15 protein-coding genes and 1 other RNA gene are annotated in these 16,224 nt (G+C 64.4%); 12 read left to right on the top strand and 4 right to left on the bottom strand.

The annotated features are described in order from the left end of the window. The first annotated feature begins 22 nt into the window (after positions 1-22). The 5 genes from hemC to PJK54_RS09480 all read left to right on the top strand — a co-directional run bounded on the left by hemC (position 23) and on the right by PJK54_RS09480 (position 5,676). Positions 23-970, top strand: coding sequence for a hydroxymethylbilane synthase (gene hemC, locus PJK54_RS09500; RefSeq protein ID WP_255303209.1), 948 nt, complete (start codon positions 23-25; stop codon positions 968-970). Between the two features lie 34 nt (positions 971-1,004). Next, entirely contained in the window at positions 1,005-1,898 is an 894-nt protein-coding gene (locus PJK54_RS09495; protein ID WP_084209845.1) for a uroporphyrinogen-III synthase, read from the top strand. Beyond that, a complete protein-coding gene (locus PJK54_RS09490) occupies positions 1,899-3,464 on the top strand; it encodes a uroporphyrinogen-III C-methyltransferase (protein ID WP_176503550.1) in 1,566 nt (521 codons plus the stop codon). Further along, positions 3,461-4,684, top strand: coding sequence for a heme biosynthesis HemY N-terminal domain-containing protein (locus PJK54_RS09485; RefSeq protein WP_077379537.1), 1,224 nt, complete (start codon positions 3,461-3,463; stop codon positions 4,682-4,684). Before PJK54_RS09490 ends, PJK54_RS09485 begins: the two co-directional genes overlap by 4 nt. A gap of 407 nt (positions 4,685-5,091) precedes the next feature. Then, positions 5,092-5,676, top strand: a complete 585-nt coding sequence (locus tag PJK54_RS09480; protein ID WP_077379535.1) for a DUF2780 domain-containing protein — start codon at positions 5,092-5,094, stop codon at positions 5,674-5,676. Between the two features lie 139 nt (positions 5,677-5,815). On the opposite strand, the gene ybiO is transcribed toward PJK54_RS09480, so the two are convergent. Then, the gene (gene ybiO, locus PJK54_RS09475) at positions 5,816-8,275 is read right to left on the bottom strand and encodes a mechanosensitive channel protein (RefSeq protein ID WP_167593067.1); all 2,460 of its coding nucleotides are present in this window, start codon (positions 8,273-8,275) and stop codon (positions 5,816-5,818) included. Positions 8,276-8,701: 426 nt separating this feature from the next. Between ybiO and PJK54_RS09470 the strand changes: the two genes are divergently transcribed. From PJK54_RS09470 to PJK54_RS09455, 4 genes are all read left to right on the top strand, one after another. After that, complete coding sequence (locus tag PJK54_RS09470) at positions 8,702-9,658, top strand: ABC transporter substrate-binding protein (RefSeq protein WP_271302706.1); 957 nt, start codon at positions 8,702-8,704, stop codon at positions 9,656-9,658. 155 nt (positions 9,659-9,813) lie between these two features. Then, the gene (locus PJK54_RS09465) at positions 9,814-10,782 is read left to right on the top strand and encodes a FecCD family ABC transporter permease (protein WP_136939549.1); all 969 of its coding nucleotides are present in this window, start codon (positions 9,814-9,816) and stop codon (positions 10,780-10,782) included. 49 nt (positions 10,783-10,831) lie between these two features. Further along, positions 10,832-11,935: a FecCD family ABC transporter permease gene (locus PJK54_RS09460; RefSeq protein ID WP_077379528.1), complete on the top strand. Its 1,104-nt coding sequence runs from the start codon at positions 10,832-10,834 to the stop codon at positions 11,933-11,935. A 132-nt stretch (positions 11,936-12,067) separates the two neighbouring features. Further along, a complete protein-coding gene (locus PJK54_RS09455; RefSeq protein WP_271302705.1) occupies positions 12,068-12,928 on the top strand; it encodes an ABC transporter ATP-binding protein in 861 nt (286 codons plus the stop codon). Between the two features lie 87 nt (positions 12,929-13,015). Here the strand turns inward: PJK54_RS09455 and ssrA are convergent. Both ssrA and smpB read right to left on the bottom strand, forming a co-directional pair. Further along, positions 13,016-13,370, bottom strand: a transfer-messenger RNA (tmRNA) gene (ssrA, locus tag PJK54_RS09450). A 181-nt stretch (positions 13,371-13,551) separates the two neighbouring features. Then, the gene (gene smpB, locus PJK54_RS09445; protein WP_077379524.1) at positions 13,552-14,028 is read right to left on the bottom strand and encodes an SsrA-binding protein SmpB; all 477 of its coding nucleotides are present in this window, start codon (positions 14,026-14,028) and stop codon (positions 13,552-13,554) included. Between the two features lie 162 nt (positions 14,029-14,190). Between smpB and PJK54_RS09440 the strand changes: the two genes are divergently transcribed. After that, complete coding sequence (locus PJK54_RS09440; protein ID WP_271302704.1) at positions 14,191-14,628, top strand: type II toxin-antitoxin system RatA family toxin; 438 nt, start codon at positions 14,191-14,193, stop codon at positions 14,626-14,628. A 72-nt stretch (positions 14,629-14,700) separates the two neighbouring features. Then, the gene (locus tag PJK54_RS09435) at positions 14,701-15,009 is read left to right on the top strand and encodes an RnfH family protein (RefSeq protein WP_077379521.1); all 309 of its coding nucleotides are present in this window, start codon (positions 14,701-14,703) and stop codon (positions 15,007-15,009) included. Positions 15,010-15,167: 158 nt separating this feature from the next. Here PJK54_RS09435 and PJK54_RS09430 read toward each other — a convergent pair whose 3' ends face one another. Continuing rightward, positions 15,168-15,596 (bottom strand): outer membrane protein assembly factor BamE, encoded by a 429-nt coding sequence (locus PJK54_RS09430; protein WP_077379518.1) that lies wholly within the window; start codon positions 15,594-15,596, stop codon positions 15,168-15,170. 78 nt (positions 15,597-15,674) lie between these two features. Here PJK54_RS09430 and fur point away from each other — a divergent pair, with 78 nt between their 5' ends. Continuing rightward, positions 15,675-16,097, top strand: a complete 423-nt coding sequence (gene fur, locus PJK54_RS09425) for a ferric iron uptake transcriptional regulator (protein ID WP_077379516.1) — start codon at positions 15,675-15,677, stop codon at positions 16,095-16,097. The last annotated feature ends 127 nt before the right edge of the window (positions 16,098-16,224 follow it).

The raw sequence follows: 16,224 nt of genomic DNA, 5'->3' as shown, positions 1-16,224 counted from the left end.
CGCGCGTCCCAAGGAGAATGCCGTGTCCCGCCGTGAGACCCTGCGTATCGCGACCCGCAAGAGCCTGCTTGCCCTGTGGCAGGCTGAACACGTCAAGGCACGTCTGGAAGCCCTGCATCCCGGCTTGACGGTCGAGCTGGTGCCGATGTCCACGCGGGGCGACAAGATTCTCGACACGCCGTTGGCCAAGATCGGCGGCAAGGGCCTGTTCGTGAAGGAACTGGAAGAAGCCATGCTGGATGGTCGCGCCGACATCGCCGTGCACTCCATGAAGGACGTGCCGATGCATTTCCCGGAATCGCTGGGGTTGGCCGTGATTCTCGAGCGCCATGCGCCCACCGATGCGTTCGTCTCCAACGACCACGCCAACTTTGACGCGCTCCCCCAGGGGGCTCGCCTGGGCACCTCCAGCCTGCGTCGTGGCCTGCAGGCCAAGGCCGCCCGTCCGGATCTCGAGGTGCTCAGCCTGCGCGGCAATGTCCAGACGCGTCTCGGCAAGCTGGATGCCGGTGAGTTCGACGCCATCATCCTCGCCACCTCCGGCCTGCAGCGCCTCGAACTGGATGCACGCATCACCGCAGAGATGGACGCCGAGACCTGTCTGCCGGCCTGTGGACAAGGCGCGCTGGGCATCGAATGCAATCTGCAGGACGAGGAGATTCTCGCCCTGCTGGCACCGCTGGCTCATGAAGACTCCAGTCGTTGCGTGCTGGCCGAGCGCGCCATGAATACGCATCTGGAAGGTGGCTGCCAGGTACCGATCGGTGGCTATGCCGTGCTGGAAGAGGGTGGCAGGCAGCTGTGGTTGCGGGCACTGGTCGGCAATCCCGATGGCAGCGTCATCCTGCGTGCCGAGGCGCGTGGTCCGGCCGATACGCCCGAAGCGCTGGGCATCGCCGTGGCGGAAGATCTGTTGCAGCAGGGGGCCGGCGAGATTCTGGCGGCGGTCTATGGCGATGCGCGTGACTGATGGCGCCCGCCATGCGGAGGTGGAGGGCCGGGCGATGCCTCGCGCGGCATCGAGTGCGCGGTCGTCTCTTGAAGTGCTGACGACGCGTCCGGGCTCGCGCGGTGCCGTGCTTGATGCGATGCTGAGAGACGTTGGCTGCGCCGTGGAGTGCCTGAAGCTGATGGCGCTCGAGCCGCTGCCGCTGGAGCCCGCCGGGCGTCAGGCGATTCTCGACATCGACCTCTATCGAGGGGTGGTGGTCATCTCGCCTCAGGCCGCCGGCTACCTGGCGGACTGGCTGGAAGACTGGTGGCCGCAATTGCCCGAGGGGCTTGCCTTCTACGCGGTGGGCTCCGCGACGGCAGAGGTACTCCACTCACGCCTCGGCGTTCGGGTGAGAGTGCCGCCACACGCCACGCGTGGCGCACATGTCGAGGTGGATGCCCCGGTCGGCACGACCAGCGAGGCCCTGCTCTCGCTGCCGTCCCTGCAGCAGCTTCAGGGGCAGCGCTGGCTGCTGGCGGCCGGAGAAGGCGGGCGCGCCCTGCTGGAGGACACCCTGGTGGCACGCGGTGCCCAGGTGACGCGTCTGGCGCTTTATCGACGCCTTCCGTTGGCTTTGTCCTCTCAACAGGCTGGCCGTCTGGCGGCGGGCGCGTATGATGCAATGGTGGTGACCAGCAATACGCTGCTTGAGGCGGTAGTGACCTCGGCAACGACGCGGACCTTGAACCAACCGCTAATCGTGTCGAGCAACCGTTTGGCTACACTGGCACACGCTCATGGGTTCGAGCGCGTGACGGTCGCCGCGGATGCCTCACCCGGGGCCCTGAGGCAGGCAGTGCTGGATGCCTGCGCCCCGACTCGCCATGCGAGAGAGACCGGCGCCACTGCGCCTGGTCCGCGCGAGGCCATCGATTCCCAAGAATCCGGAAAAGGGCAAGCGTAGATGAGCAACCGAGAACACGATCAGGAAGACCACGGCTCTGCCGGCACCACGCCAGGCAAGCCGAGCGACAAGGATGCTGCCGCTCGCGCATCAGATGCCTCTTCCGCTCCCGGCGAACACGCCGAAGACACTGCCTCTGGCCGCCCTGGCGCCGAGGCCTCCCGTTCGTCCTCCTCTTCCTCGTCATCCGCCACGGCTGACGCCCCACGTGAGCGACGCTCGCGTGGCGGGCGCAACCGTCGTGGACGGGGAAAGGGACAGGGCAGCTCCTCCTCTTCATCCTCCACTGCCAGCGAGTCCACGCCCGTGAGCCAGACTTCCGATGATAACGCCTCGACGCCTTCCGGCGCGAAATCTCCCTTCCCGAAGCAGACCGATACCGCGCCTGCCGCCGAGACGACCACTGCCTCGACGGCGTCCGGCAAGGGCGCTGCCTCAGGCAAGGGAGGGGCTTCAGACAAGAGCGGCGTGACGGGCAAGAGTGCCGGTGCCGCCGTGGGTGGCGCGGGAGGAGGCACGCCGCCGAGCGAGCCGCAGGGCAGCAAGAAGAGTGCTGCCGGCGGCATCGCACTGGTGCTGGTCATTCTTCTTGCCATCGTCGTCGCGGTACTGGCCTGGTTCGGCTGGCAGCGTCTGAACGCCCTGCCGGATGCCCAGGGTCTCGACAAGCAGGTCAGCGAATCCGTGACCCAGCAGGTCGGCCAGGTCGAGAGCAAGGTCGCCAGCCTGTCCGGCAAGCTCGACAAGAACGCGTCGCAGGTCAGTGATCTCGACAAGCGTCTGTCCGGCGAGAGCCAGCAGACCGAGCAGGCGCTCAACAAGGTGCTCGAGGAGCTCAGCAAGACCCAGCAGACCGATGCCCGCGACTGGCATTACGCGGAGGCCGAATACCTGCTGCGTCTCGCCAATCAGCGTCTGCAGCTGGAGCGTGACGTGAACGGTGCCGACGCACTGCTCGAGAACGCCGATGCGCGTATCGCCGAGGCGGACAACCCCGCCCTGCTGCCGGTTCGCAAGGCGATCCAGTCCGAGCTCGCCAGCCTCGACAGCGTGCCGCGTGTCGATCGCAGTGGCATCTACCTGGCGCTGCTCGCCGAGCAGGAACAGCTGGCGCGTCTGCCGCTCAAGCAGGACGTGGCCGAGATCGCCGCCAAGGTCGAGAACGACGCTCCGCCCACCGGCGGCTGGCAGCAGCAGCTGGCGCGCTTCGGCAATGAGCTGAAGAATCTGGTCACCGTGCGTCGTCACGATGAGGCGCTGGAAGCCCTGATCACGCCGGAGCAGGAATCCTATCTGCGCCAGAACGTGCGTCTGGTGCTCGAGCAGGCCCAGCTGGCGCTGCTCAAGGAAGAGCCGAAGCTGTATCAGGCGGCCATCGACAAGGCGATCACGCTGGTCAACGGCTACTACGATACCAAGACCGATGGCGTGCAGAATGCCGTCGCCAAGCTGGAAGACCTCAAGGGCAAGACCATCCGCCCGGAGCTTCCGGATATCTCCGCGTCTCTCAACACGCTGCGTGAGCTGATCGAACGCCGCGCCCAGTCCGGGGGTGGTGAGGCATGAGAAAACTGATACTGCTGATCATCATCGGCCTGGCCATCGGTGCGCTGTTCGGTCAGCTGATGCAGTCGTTCCCCGGCTATTGGCTGATTCGTGTCGGTGATACCTCGGTCCAGACGTCCTTCTGGTTCGGGCTGGTGCTGCTCTTGGGCGCCTTCGTGGTGCTGCATTTCGGCCTGCGTCTGCTGTCGCGTTTCGCGCATCCGTTCTCGCGCCTCAAGGTGTGGAACAGCCGCACGCGCCATCGCAATGCCACCCGCAAGACCGTGCGTGGCCTGGTGGCACTGGCCGAAGGCCGCTGGAAGCGTGCCGAGAAGTCGCTGACCCATTCCGCGGAAGACTCCAGCACACCGCTGGTCAACTATCTGTCCGCAGCACTCGCCGCCCACTATCAGGGGCGTTTCGAGCAGGCGGATACGCTGCTCAAGCGTGCTCATGAGTCCACTCAGGGCTCCGAGAGTGCCGTGGGGCTGGTGCAGGCGCAGCTGATGCTGGATCGTCAGCAGCACGAGCAGGCACTCGCGACGCTGACGCGTCTCGACAAGCAGCTCGGCGAGCACCCGCAGGTCCTCAAGCTGCTCAAGCAGGCGTATCTGGCGGTGAATGACTGGGATGGCCTGCGTCGCCTGATGCCGCGTCTCGACAAGCAGGACCTCATCTCGCCGGAAGAGAAGAAGGAGCTGGAACAGCGCGCCTACGTGGCACTGATCCAGCAGGCCGCGCGCAATCCGGAAGACATCGAGCGCGTGCGCAACCTGTGGGCCGACATGCCGGACCACCTGCGCAGCGACGTGAATCTGGTCGCCCTGTATGCCGAGGCATTGATCGCCGGTGGGCAGGAAGGGCTGGCAGAGCGCCTGCTGCGTCACTCGCTGAAGGAATGCTGGGATTCACGTCTGGTGCTGCGCTATGGCCTGCTGGACGTGGATGCGCCGCGTCAGCTGGTGTATGCCGAGAAGTGGCTGCAGGAGCGTCCGAATGACCCGGACCTGCTGCTGTCGCTGGGTCGACTGGCATTGCGCAATGCCAACTGGGGCAAGGCGCAGGAGTATTTCGAGGCCAGTCAGCGTCAGCGTCCGAGCGGCACGGTGTGTGCCGAGCTGGCACGTCTGTTCGCCAATCTTGGCGAGCACAACAAGAGTCAGCTCTACTATCGCCAGAGCGTCGAGCTGCTGGATCGTTCACTGCCGGCGCTGCCGCAGCCCAGCAAGGACAACGCCTGATCGACGCCGCCCGTCGGGCGGCGCTGCACATTGTTTCCTCATTTCGCGAGAAGATGAAAAACTGCCGCCGGCCAGGTCTCTGGTCGGTGGACATTGGTTACTCTCCGGGTATCCGCGTTCATGCCAAGGCGTGACGGGATACCCTTCTTTTTGCCTGTCAGATGGCGCTTTTCCCCCTCCGTGGTGGTGCGGGTCTGAGCCGGTAGCGGTCTCGGGCGGCCCTGCAAGACTCGGGGTTGCAGACCCTGCAACCGGCGATCCATGCCCGCCGTGGGGCGCTGGGCACCCATGGCGCTGGCTGTCGGCATTTCCTCCGTGCGATGATTCCGCGTGATGAATGATCTGCCGTCACGGCAGGCCATTCCTGAGCCTTGTTCGGCTTATCCCCAAGACATAATGGAGTCTGCATGTTGCAAAAGTCCCTGGCCCTGATGGGCGCCTCCGTACTGGCCGTGTCACTTGCCGGCTGTGCCGCTACCGGCAACAGCTCTTCCGGCAACACCGCCAGTTCCTCCAGCTCCTCCAGCTCCATGATGAGCCTGGCCAGCAGCATGCTGAGCAGCCAGACGGGCCAGTCCCTGCCGGCAGCCGACCTGATGTCCAGCCTGACCTCCCAGCTGGGCGTGTCTTCCACCCAGGCGCTGGGTGGCTCCGCTGCCATGCTGGCACTGGCTCAGTCCCAGCTGGGTTCCAGCGCGACCTCCGAGCTGTCCAGTGAAGTGCCGCAGCTGTCCAGCCTGACCAGCAGCAGCTCTCTCTCGACCCTGTCCAGCCTTGCCAGCCTGAGCGGCAATGACAATGCCACGGCATTGGCCAGCACCGTCGGCAATGTCGATGACAGTGCGTCTCTGGACAGCGCCTTCTCCGCGCTGGGCATGGACAGCAGCATGGTGTCCCAGTTCGCGCCGGTGCTGCTCAGCTACATGGGTGGCGAAGGTGTCAGCTCGACGCTGCTGAGCTCACTGTCTGGCCTGTGGGGCACCGGCTCCTGAGCCAGCCTCGCGCATGAGGTGTGAGGCATCGGTTTACGCCCGCACATGAAAACGCCCCCGAGCCATTGGCTCGGGGGCGTTTTCGTTTCAGTCCGGCGCCCATCGCAGGCAGCCGTGTCGGGATACCCCTGGCGCGTGATCAGTCGCCGTCGGCATCCGGTTGGGTGGTCTGACGGATGCGCTGTTCCTCGGCATCCACGACTTCGCCGTCCTTGGTGGCATGGCGGGTCAGCGGGGTCTCCTCGCGACGCTGAGCCACCTTGGCGGCGGCCTCACGCTGCTCGGGAGTCTTCGGCTGACCGGCGGCGGAGCCATCGATCACGAACGGTTCGTGCATGGTGCGAACGTTGGCCGGCGGCGCACCACCGTCCTTGTCCTGACCGAAGTACATGGTCATGTGCGGGAACGGGATCTCGATGCCGGCGGCGTCGAAGTGCTGCTTCACGAGCTTGTTGTACTCGCGGCCGATGGCCCACTGGTTGCCCGGGCTGGTCTTGATCATCACACGGATGTTGACCGAGCTGTCGGCGAGCGACGAGACGCCAGCGATGGTGACCGGCTCGAGAATCTCCGCGCCATAACTGCTTTCCTGGAGTTCATCGAAGGCCGCACGCAGGTGCACGATGGCGTGATCGACGTTCTCGCGGTAGGAAATGCCGTACTCGCCGACATGGTAGGCGAAGTCACGCATGTAGTTGGAGACGGTATCCACCGAGGAGAACGGCACGATATGGAAGGTGCCGGACAGATCGCGGATGCCCACCGAGCGGATGGTCAGGCGTTCCGCCGTCCCGGTCACGCCACCGGCGGTGACCACGTCACCGGTGTTGATGGCATTCTCGAGCTGGATGAACACGCCGGTGATGATGTCCTGCACCATCTTCTGGGCCCCGAAACCGATCGCCAGACCGAGCACCCCGGCACCGGCCAGCAGCGGCGCGATGTCGATGCCGATCTCCGACAGCACGATCATCGCGGTGAAGACGATCATCGCGATGGCGATGGCATTGCGGAACAGTGCCAGCAGGGTTTCCACGCGTGAGGAGGGCTTGCCCTTGCCGGTATCCGGATTGAGCTTGTGCTCGATCAGGCTGGCGATGCCGACCCAGATCACGACCGCGAAGGCGAGGATGAACAGCACATGGAAGATGCGTGACAGCAGCAGGGCTCCGGCGTCCGTTGCCAGCCAGTCGCCAAGCGCCACGATGCTCCAGGCATTCAGCACCATGCCGACCACGACGACCAGGATGATGGCGCGCATGATGCGCAGTGCGGTCGGGATGTAGGAGTTGAGGCGCGTCTCCAGCATCGGCAGCTGACCACGCAGCTTGTCGGACACCTGGATGCGCTTGCCGATCAGCTGCGTCAGCACGCGAGACAGCAGTGCCCCGCCACCGATGGCGAGCAGCGTCTTGAGCGTCGCGGCCATCATGAAGGGCAGCGCCTCTTCCGGTGTCGTCTGCGAGATGATGAACAGGGTCGCGAAGTAGGCCAGCGCGATCAGGTGCCAGGTACGCGCCAGAATGCGCAGGCAGACGGCGATGAAGGCATTGTGGGTCTCGCGGGCCTGATCGAGCAGGCGGTCACGCAGCAGAACACGGTTGCGGCTGATGACCACGATGGCCCAGATCAGCGCGATACCCATGATCAGCAGGCTGACGAAGCTGCCCACGGCCGGTGCCAGATTGTTGTTGATCATCGGTACCACGACGAGGATACCGTAGCCGATGAAGCCGGCGAGCAATGCCAGTGAGCGATTCCAGTAGCGGGCGACCTCATCTCGCATCGGCATCAGACGCAGGCCCTGGTAGCCGGAGGAGAACAGCATGCGCATCAAGGCCTTGACCAGCTCGATCACCAGATAGGCATTCAGGAACATCGACTCGCGCTGTCCTATCACGCCCTGTTCGCCATAGGCGAAGATGGCCAGCAGATAGCCCCCCAGGAACGCCAGACCGATCACGGCCACGTCGACGATCGCCGCGATGATCACTGCCATCAGGGTGCGCAGCAGCGGGCTGCGGTGCTGACCATCCAGCGACCATTGGCTGACGCGACTGAAGAGCGGATGGGCCAGCCGGCGCAGGATCAGGAACAGCCCGATGGTGGAGATGACCACCAGCCCCAGACTGATGGCTTCGGTCATGAAGCGCTCCCAGTCGATGCTGCTGGCATCTTCACTGCCGAGGCCGCTGAGCGTCTGGATCATGCGGTCCAGAGTCGCGGAAAGCTCCGCGACAAGCTCCTGGCTGATCTCGGCCAGCTGGCGGGACAGTGACGGTGAATCCTCGCTCAGCGTGACTTCCGTCCCCGCCACCTCGGCTGCCTGTTCGCTCGTCTTGCTGTCCAGCTGGCGCAAGCCTTCAATCAGTGCCTCGCGCTGGTCGGGGTCCTCGAGCAACGTCGCCAGACTCTCATAGGACGAGCTGGCGGCGTCAGCATCGCTGGCGGGGGCGGCATGCGCCAGGCCACTGACGCTGAGGCACAGCATGATCGCCAGTGCCATCAGGCCCTGTAACCAGCCGGCACTCAGGCGCGAGGCGATCGATGACGTTGCGGTTTGCGCGGGAGGGGAGTGGGGGGGGATCGGGGTCGCCACTGATGGCTTCTCCTGTCTGATGAATGTCGGATGGAGATGGAGTCGAATCATGCGGGCTCCCTGAGGTGACTCGGAGGCACCCGGATAGCTGAGCGTCTGCGCCTTTTGGACATCGGCATGGCCACGTCATACGTCAGGCGCTGTCGATTGGATGTGGGAGCGTGATGTGCGCATCCCGCGCACGCACTCTCCTGTGTTATCGGGGCGATTGCAGGTAACCCAACCCCCGATGACGGTATGCGAGAGATTCTTCAGCGCCACAGCCTGCGGCAGCGCTGCGCATCCTTCAAGCCTTGCTCACCGGATTGTTGCAATGTCGCGTTGCAGGAACTGATGTGGCCCGATGGCTGGACAGGCGGTATTGTTGCGATCAATTATTATTACCATCCGATCTCGCGCCCTGATATTCGCTCCCTGGAGAAACGAATGACCCACTCTTCCCATGTGTTTGCTGTTCCTGCCCTGTCCCGCCTGCGTCGTGGGCTGATGGCGTCACTGGCGGTCGTGTTGATGGGAGCCACGGTGTCTGCCGAGGCTCGTGAGGTCCAGACCGCCTATGGTGAACTGGAGCTCGAGGGCACTCCGCAGCGCGTGGTGACGCTCTATGAAGGGGCATTGGATGTGGCGGTCGCCAGCGAGGTGACGCCGCTGGGCGCGGTCACCACGCGCGGCGGTGATGGCGTGGCCAGCTATCTCCAGTCTCGGGTGCCGGAGATCGAGATCGTCGGTACACCGCGAGAGTTCAATCTCGAGTCCATCGTGGCGCTCAAGCCGGACATGATTCTGGCTCCCCCGGGGCTGGACAAGGCGCAATATCAGCTGATGTCGCGTCTGGCGCCGACCATCGTGCCAGGCGGGGAGGCGCTCAGCCGGGAGGCCTGGAAGCAGCAGAGCCGAGTCTATGCCCTGGCGCTCGGGGAAGAGGCCGAAGCGGAGCTCGAGGCGCGTCTGGCCGCCATCGACGCTCACGCGGCGCGCCTGAAGGCCGAGATGACCACACCGCAGACTGCCAGCCTGGTGCGTCGCATGCCGGGTGGCCTGATGGCGATGTCCGATGAGCTGTTCGCGACCGGCTTGCTCGCCGCGACCGGCTATCAGCTGGTGGGCGGGGATCTGGTCAAGCCGGGGCGTCCGCATTCCGACCCGCTGAGCGATGAGAACATGGCGCGCATCGATGCCGACACACTCTTCCTGGCGACCCTGGATGATTCCTCTGAGGCTGCCGCTGACGCCCTGGCGAAGGAGCCGGCCTTCCAGCGTCTCGAGCACGCATCGCGTGACAGTCTGGTCGGCGTCAATGGTCAGTTGTGGACCAGTGCCAGTGGTCCGCTGGCGGCCGAGGCGCTGCTCAAGGACATCGAGCAGGCGCGCAGTGATGGGTAAGCGGGACTGGCCCGTCTCGACTCATCAGGCGTCATGCCGTCAGGTCGGGAGGCAGCATGGCGGCTGAAGGAGCGTCCTCACGGCCTGGCTCCCCACAGACAGCTCTTCGCCCGGCGACCCGCAAGGTCGCCGGGCGTCTGTCGTTGGGGCAGGTCATGCCAGTGGCGTGTCTGGCGGCGGTACTGGCCTGCCTGGCCAGTCTGTTGTGGGGCGCGGGAGATATCGGCCCTGCCCAGGCGTGGGCGGTATTGATGGGGCAGGGCAGCGAGGAGGCCCGCTTCGTGGTCACCGAGCTGCGTGCACCGCGTACCGTGATCGGCATCGCCGTGGGCATGATGCTGGCCTGCGGCGGCGCATTGATGCAGGTGGTCGCACGCAATCCCCTGGCGGAGCCGGGGCTGCTGGGTGTCAGCGCAGGCGCGGCCTTTGCCGTCGCCATCGCCCTGTTGCTGGGGATGGAGGCCGCAGGCCTGCATGTGCTGGTGGCTCAGGCTGGCGCCTTGCTGGGCTGCCTGTTCGTGATGAGCACGGTGCGGCTGAGTGGTGCACGCCAGGACCCCGTGCGCCTGGTACTGGCCGGTGCAGCGCTTTCCAGCCTGCTGGTGGCTCTCACGTCGCTGGTATTGCTGATCGACCAGCGCGCGGCAGACGAGATCCGTTTCTGGGTCATCGGCAGTCTGGCAGGGCGTTCGCTGGAGGCGCTGAGTGGCAGCCTGCCGAGCCTCATGCTCGCCCTCGCGTTGACGCTGTGGCTGGTCAGGCCGCTGGCGGCATTGGCGCTGGGAGAGGCGGTGGCCAGTGGACTTGGCCATCACCCGGGGCGCGTGCGCAAGCTGACGGTACTGGTGGTCGCGTTGCTGGTCGGGGCCGCCACGGCCCTCGCGGGGCCGATCGCCTTCGTGGGACTGGCCGTGCCTTATGTCGCGCGTGCGCTGTGTGGCGCGGATATCCGCCGCACCTTGTGGTTGTGCCTGCCGCTGGGCGTGGTGATGCTGGTGAGCGCCGACGTGGTCTCGCGTCTGCTCGTTCGTCCTTCCGAGTTGCCGCTGGGCGTGCTGACCACGCTGCTGGGCGCGCCGGTACTGATTGCCGTGGTGCGCGCTCGTCGCCTGCCGATTCTGTGAGTCAGGCTTCAATGCGCCGTTCTTCATGACAGATAACCCGGAAACGCCCATGTATCGCTCCGCTCCTTCTTCATCGGCCTCTTCTGATGCCGGGGTGCCTCGGCGCCAGGCATCATGCCCTGTCGCCACGGCACCGGCCGATACGTTCTGGTGGCGCTGCGGGCCCCTGTCGTTGCTGTGGCATCGGGCCCCATTGCTGGCCAACCTCGGTCTGCTGCTGGCACTGCTGAGTGCCTGCGTGGCCGCCTTGATGCTGGGCAGCGCGGGCCTGGGCCCCTACGCCGCCCTGAAGGCCGCGTTCGGCCATGGTGAATTCGCCGATGTCTTCGTGGTCCGGGAGCTGCGGCTGCCGAGACTGCTGGCCGGCCTCGGAACGGGCGCCGCCTTCTCGTTGGCTGGCTGTCTGATGCAGACACTGGCCAGCAACCGTCTCGCCACGCCGGGCATCATCGGCATCGACAATGGCGCGACCGCCTTTGCGGTTGCCTCCGTCGTCGGGCTCGGCGCCTCGCTGGCGCCACCGGCGATGGCACTGAGCGGCGCCGTGGTCGCCACGGCGCTGGCCTTCGGGCTTTCCGGTGGCATCGGCACGCGCGGCTATCGCTTCCTGGTCGCGGGGATCGGCGTCGGGGCGCTGTTCGGTGCCGGTACCCAGCTGATGCTGGCGCGGGTGTCCATCGATGTCGCCAACAGCGCCTATCCGTGGACGGTGGGGAGCCTCAACGCACGGGATGCCTCCTCGCTCGAATGGCTGGGGATTGCCTTGCTGCTGGCGGTGCCGGCGGCGTTGTGGCTGGGGCGAGGGCTCAATACGCTGCGCTTTACCGATTCTGTCGCCATCGGACTTGGTCAGCATGTCGCCCGTGTGCGCATGGCGACGCTGTGGCTCTCGGTACTGCTGACGGCCGCCGCGGTGGCCGTGGCCGGCCCGGTGGGCATGGTGGCGCTGGTCGGTCCCGAGATCGCCCGCTACCTGTCGCGTCACAAGGGAGTGCCCTTGCTGGGTTCGGCATTGGCAGGGGCGCTGGTGATGGTGCTGGCGGACCTCGCGGGACGCACGTTGCTGTCACCTCTCGAGATTCCGGTCGGCATCGTGATGGCGGTGGTCGGCAGCCCCTATCTGCTGTGGATCCTGCTGCGCAGCCCGCGCTAGTCAGGCTGTCCTGTCCGGCCGATGCCCCCATTCACCGTGTGGCTGACATGTCTGCATCACCGACATGTGAGCCGCCCGCAGCCCTCGCGGACCAATCGGGTCACGAGGGTCATCGTTTCAGGAGAATGCGCCATGAGCGCTGAACATCATCCACGTTGCGGGGACGCCGTGGACGCCACTCTCAAGGCCAGTGAGCTGTCGCTGGGGTATGGCAGCGGACAGCGGCATGTGGCCGTGATCGATGCGCTGACGCTGGCGCTGCCGGATGGCAAGGTGACGGCCATCGTCGGGCCCAACGGCTGTGGCAAGTCCACGCTGCTGGCCGGTCTGGCTCGCCTGCAGGCACCGCATGCCGGCGCGGTATTGCTGGAGGGCCAGGACATACGACGTCTCGGGCGCCGTGATGTCGCGCAGCGCATCGCGTTGCTGCCCCAGGAGACGCACTCGCCGGAAGGCGTGACGGTGCATGAGCTGGTGCGCTTCGGTCGCCAGCCGCATCAGGGAGCCTTCCGTCAGTGGTCGCAGGAGGATCAGGAGGTGGTCTCGGCGGCGATCGCGGCCGCTGACATCGAGAGTCTGGCCGACCGTGAGCTGGCCTCCATGTCCGGTGGCCAGCGTCAGCGTGCCTGGATCGCGATGGCGCTGGCGCAGCAGACGCCGCTGCTGTTGCTGGATGAGCCGACCTCGGCGCTGGATCTCGGTCATCAGATCGAGGTCTTCGAACTGATCCAGCGGCTGGCCCACGAGGAAGGCAAGACCATCGTGATGGTGGTGCATGACCTGGCCAGTGCCTGTCGCTATGCCGACCACCTCGTGGCGATGCATGCGGGCAGCGTGGTCGCGGAAGGTCCGCCCTCCGAAGTGGTGACACCGGCGCTGGTGCGCAAGCTCTATGGTGTCGATTGCCGGCTGATTCCTGACCCCGAGACCGGTACCCCGCTGTTGATCGGCGTGCGGCGCACGGACGAGCGCCTGAGTGGCAGTGCTACCTGAGAGCGCCTGGCACGACTCGGCGCGCGGAATATCAGACAGCAGAAAACAAGAAGGCCTCCCCGAGGGGAGGCCTTCTTGTCACGGATATGGTGGAGGCGACGGGAGTCGAACCCGTGTCCGCCGGCACTCCGCCTTCGGCTCTACATGCTTAGTTTCATTATTTGATTTAACACGACTGCCGCCAATGAACAGGCTACAGCAATGCGATTCTCTGAGTTTTAATCTCGACCTTAGAGACGTCGGCCAAGACGATCCTGTTTATACGGGCTCGTTCTCAATCCACCTTGAACAGGCGCAACGGTATCATGAGCAGCTTATGCAGCTAGAGCGTAGTTGTCGTCGTTTGCGACTATATATTTGCAACGTTTTATTTACGAGATACGTTACGATCTCGGCATGCACCTCAGGGTTTGCCACCAGCGTCGAATGCCAGAACGCCCCCATAACAGTGTTACTGCTTGCTGCTTTGCTACGGTGTCATCATAACAGGTGGAGACTGTGCTACGCCAGTTCAAGGCCTCAGGAATTTTTTCTGGTCTGACAATGATTTGCCGTGATTCAAAGCCCTTGCCTCCCATATCGCAACGGCGCAGGCGCGGCGCGCGATCATGGCGCTGACAGTCTCAGCGATCCCGCAGGATACGTGCCTTCTGGCGGTTCCAGTCACGGTCCTTCTCGGTGGCACGCTTGTCATGCATCTTCTTGCCTTCCACCAGCGCGATCTCGCATTTCACGATCGCGTTCTTCCAGTACAGCTTGATGGGGACGCAGGTGTGACCCTTGTCCTGGGTGCGCGAGAAGATGCGCGCGATCTGCTTCTTGTGCAGCAACAGCTTGCGCGTGCGTTGCGGGTCCGCCACCGCGTGGGTGTTGACCGTCTCCAGCGGATGGATATGACAGCCGAGCAGCCAGGCCTCACCGTTCTTGATCACGATGTAGGTGTCCGTCAGCTGGCCCTTGCCCGCCCGCAGCGCCTTGACCTCCCAGCCTGCCAGTACCAGCCCCGCTTCGAAGGCTTCCTCGATGTGGTATTCGTGGCGTGCCTTCTTGTTCTGGGCGATCAGGTTGCCGCCCTGTTGGGGTTTCTTTTTCTTGCCCATGTTGCCTCGTTTGTCGTGTGCTCCTGCCACTGCCCGACGGACAGCTGGCGCATCCTTCTGGATGGGGGGAGGCGTGTTACCATTCAAGGCCAGACGGCACTTCATGCGCCGGCCCATTGTTCATGATACGCAAGGCGCGTATCCAAGTCAGCGGAGAGCTAGATGCCTACGGTCAACCGGTCTGCCCTGGTTCGGCACTCGGCCCAGGCGATGTTCGATCTGGTCAATGATTTCGAGCGTTACCCCGAATTCCTGCCGGGCTGCAGTGATGCCCAGTTGCTTGAGCAGGATGACGCCCATCTGGTGGGCAGGCTGACTCTGTCCAAGGCGGGCATGGAGCAGAGCTTCGTGACCCGCAATGATCTGTTCGCCCCCCAGCGCATAGAGTTGAGTCTGGTCGACGGCCCTTTCAAGCGTCTCGAGGGACGCTGGCTGTTCACGCCGCTGAGCGAGGATGCCTGCAAGGTCTCGCTGGAGCTGGATTTCGAATTCAGCAATCGCCTGCTGGGCATGGCCTTCGGCAAGTTGTTCAGTCAGGTCGCCGGTCAGATGGTCGAGGCGTTCACGCGGCGTGCTGACCAGCTGTACGGCGCGAGTTGATGTCCGCCGCAGGCAAGGCCGTAGAGAAGGCCTGATGACGTGGTCTGAAAGGTGAGTCCGACAGGAGCAAGCATGAGCGACAGAATCACGGTCGAGGTGGCCTATGCGCTGCCGGAGAAGCAGAAGATCGTCTCACTGGCCGTCGCGCCGGGAACCACGGCGCGCGAGGCCGTGCGCATGGCACATCTCGAGCAACATTTCCCGACACTGGGCGCCGAGGTCTTTCTCGAGGCGGATCTCGGGATCTTCGGCAAGGCGCTGCGCAAGCCCGATGAGCACGTGCTGGATGCCGGTGACCGGGTCGAGGTCTATCGTGCCTTGATCAACGACCCCAAGCTTGCTCGCAAGCGCCGGGCCGACAAGGCACGCGCCGAGAAGTAGCGGTGCCCTCACCGGGCATCGGTGACCGTACGCAAGACGGGGCACCCTGGGGTGCCCCGTCTGTCATCACGACTCGGTCCATCGTGCTATCCGAGCGCTGGCGGGCATGCCGTTTCCCGCCAGCCGGCTCCGTCGATGACGGGCCCGCTGGCGGTCGCTTACAGCTCGTCCGGCAGGTCAGCGGCGCCTGCACCACTGTCGTTGCGGTTCGGCTGTGCGGCACGCGGGTCGATGTCGAGGTCCGGCACGATGACGGTTTCCTTGTCGATGTCGCCGCTCTTGTCGATGGTGGAAAGCACATCGCCGTCGAAATTCAGCGTGACGCGCTTGTTGATGATCTCGCCGTCCGCTTTCTTGAGGCGATATACGTAGTCCCAGCTATTCTCACTGAAGGGAGCGGTTAGCAGCGGTGAACCCATCACATAGATGACCTGTTCGCGGCTCATGCCCGGCTTCAATTGCTCGACCATTTCCGGCTTGATCAGGTTGCCCTGTGGAAGGTCGCGCTTGTAGACGCTGAAGTAGCTACACCCGGTGAGCAGCGACAGGGCGCTGCAAAAGGCGACTGTTTTGATCAAGTTTTGCATTTGCCCTGAAGATTCCCTATCGTTTTGCCTTGGCCGATCATACCTGATACATCAAGCGACTGCGAAGAGTACCCCAGCATGGCCGATCAGAACCATGAACTGCGCAAGGCGGGACTCAAGGTAACCCTACCGCGAGTCAAGATCCTGCAGATCCTCGAGAAATCGATGGATCGACACCTGAGTGCCGAGGACGTGTACAAGGCGTTGCTTGAGGCTGGCGAAGATGTCGGTCTGGCGACGGTTTATCGTGTGCTCACCCAGTTTGAAACTGCTGGACTGGTGATGCGTCACAATTTCGATGGCGGCCATGCTGTCTTCGAATTGTCCCAGGAAGAACACCATGACCACATGGTATGTCTGGACAGCGGCGAGATCATAGAGTTCTGTGATCCCGAGATCGAGCGCCGCCAGCGCGAGATCGTCGAGGAGCATGGCTATGAGCTGGTCGAGCATGCGCTGGTGCTCTACGTGCGTCCCAAGGACACCAAGAGCGACAGCTGATGCTCAGGCCTCGCCTGTGTCAGGGATGACAAGGTTCGCTGCAGGACAGAAACACCAACGGCCGCCCCACAGGGACGGCCGTTGGTGTTTCTGGCGTTCGAACTGCCAGGAGGTTCATTGGACGAAT

Origin of the sequence: Cobetia sp. MMG027 (genome assembly GCF_027947415.1) — a bacterium.
Taxonomy (GTDB): domain Bacteria; phylum Pseudomonadota; class Gammaproteobacteria; order Pseudomonadales; family Halomonadaceae; genus Cobetia; species Cobetia marina.
The sequence above is the reverse complement of the archived record's forward strand: the minus strand, read 5'-3'. Positions and strand labels throughout refer to the sequence as shown.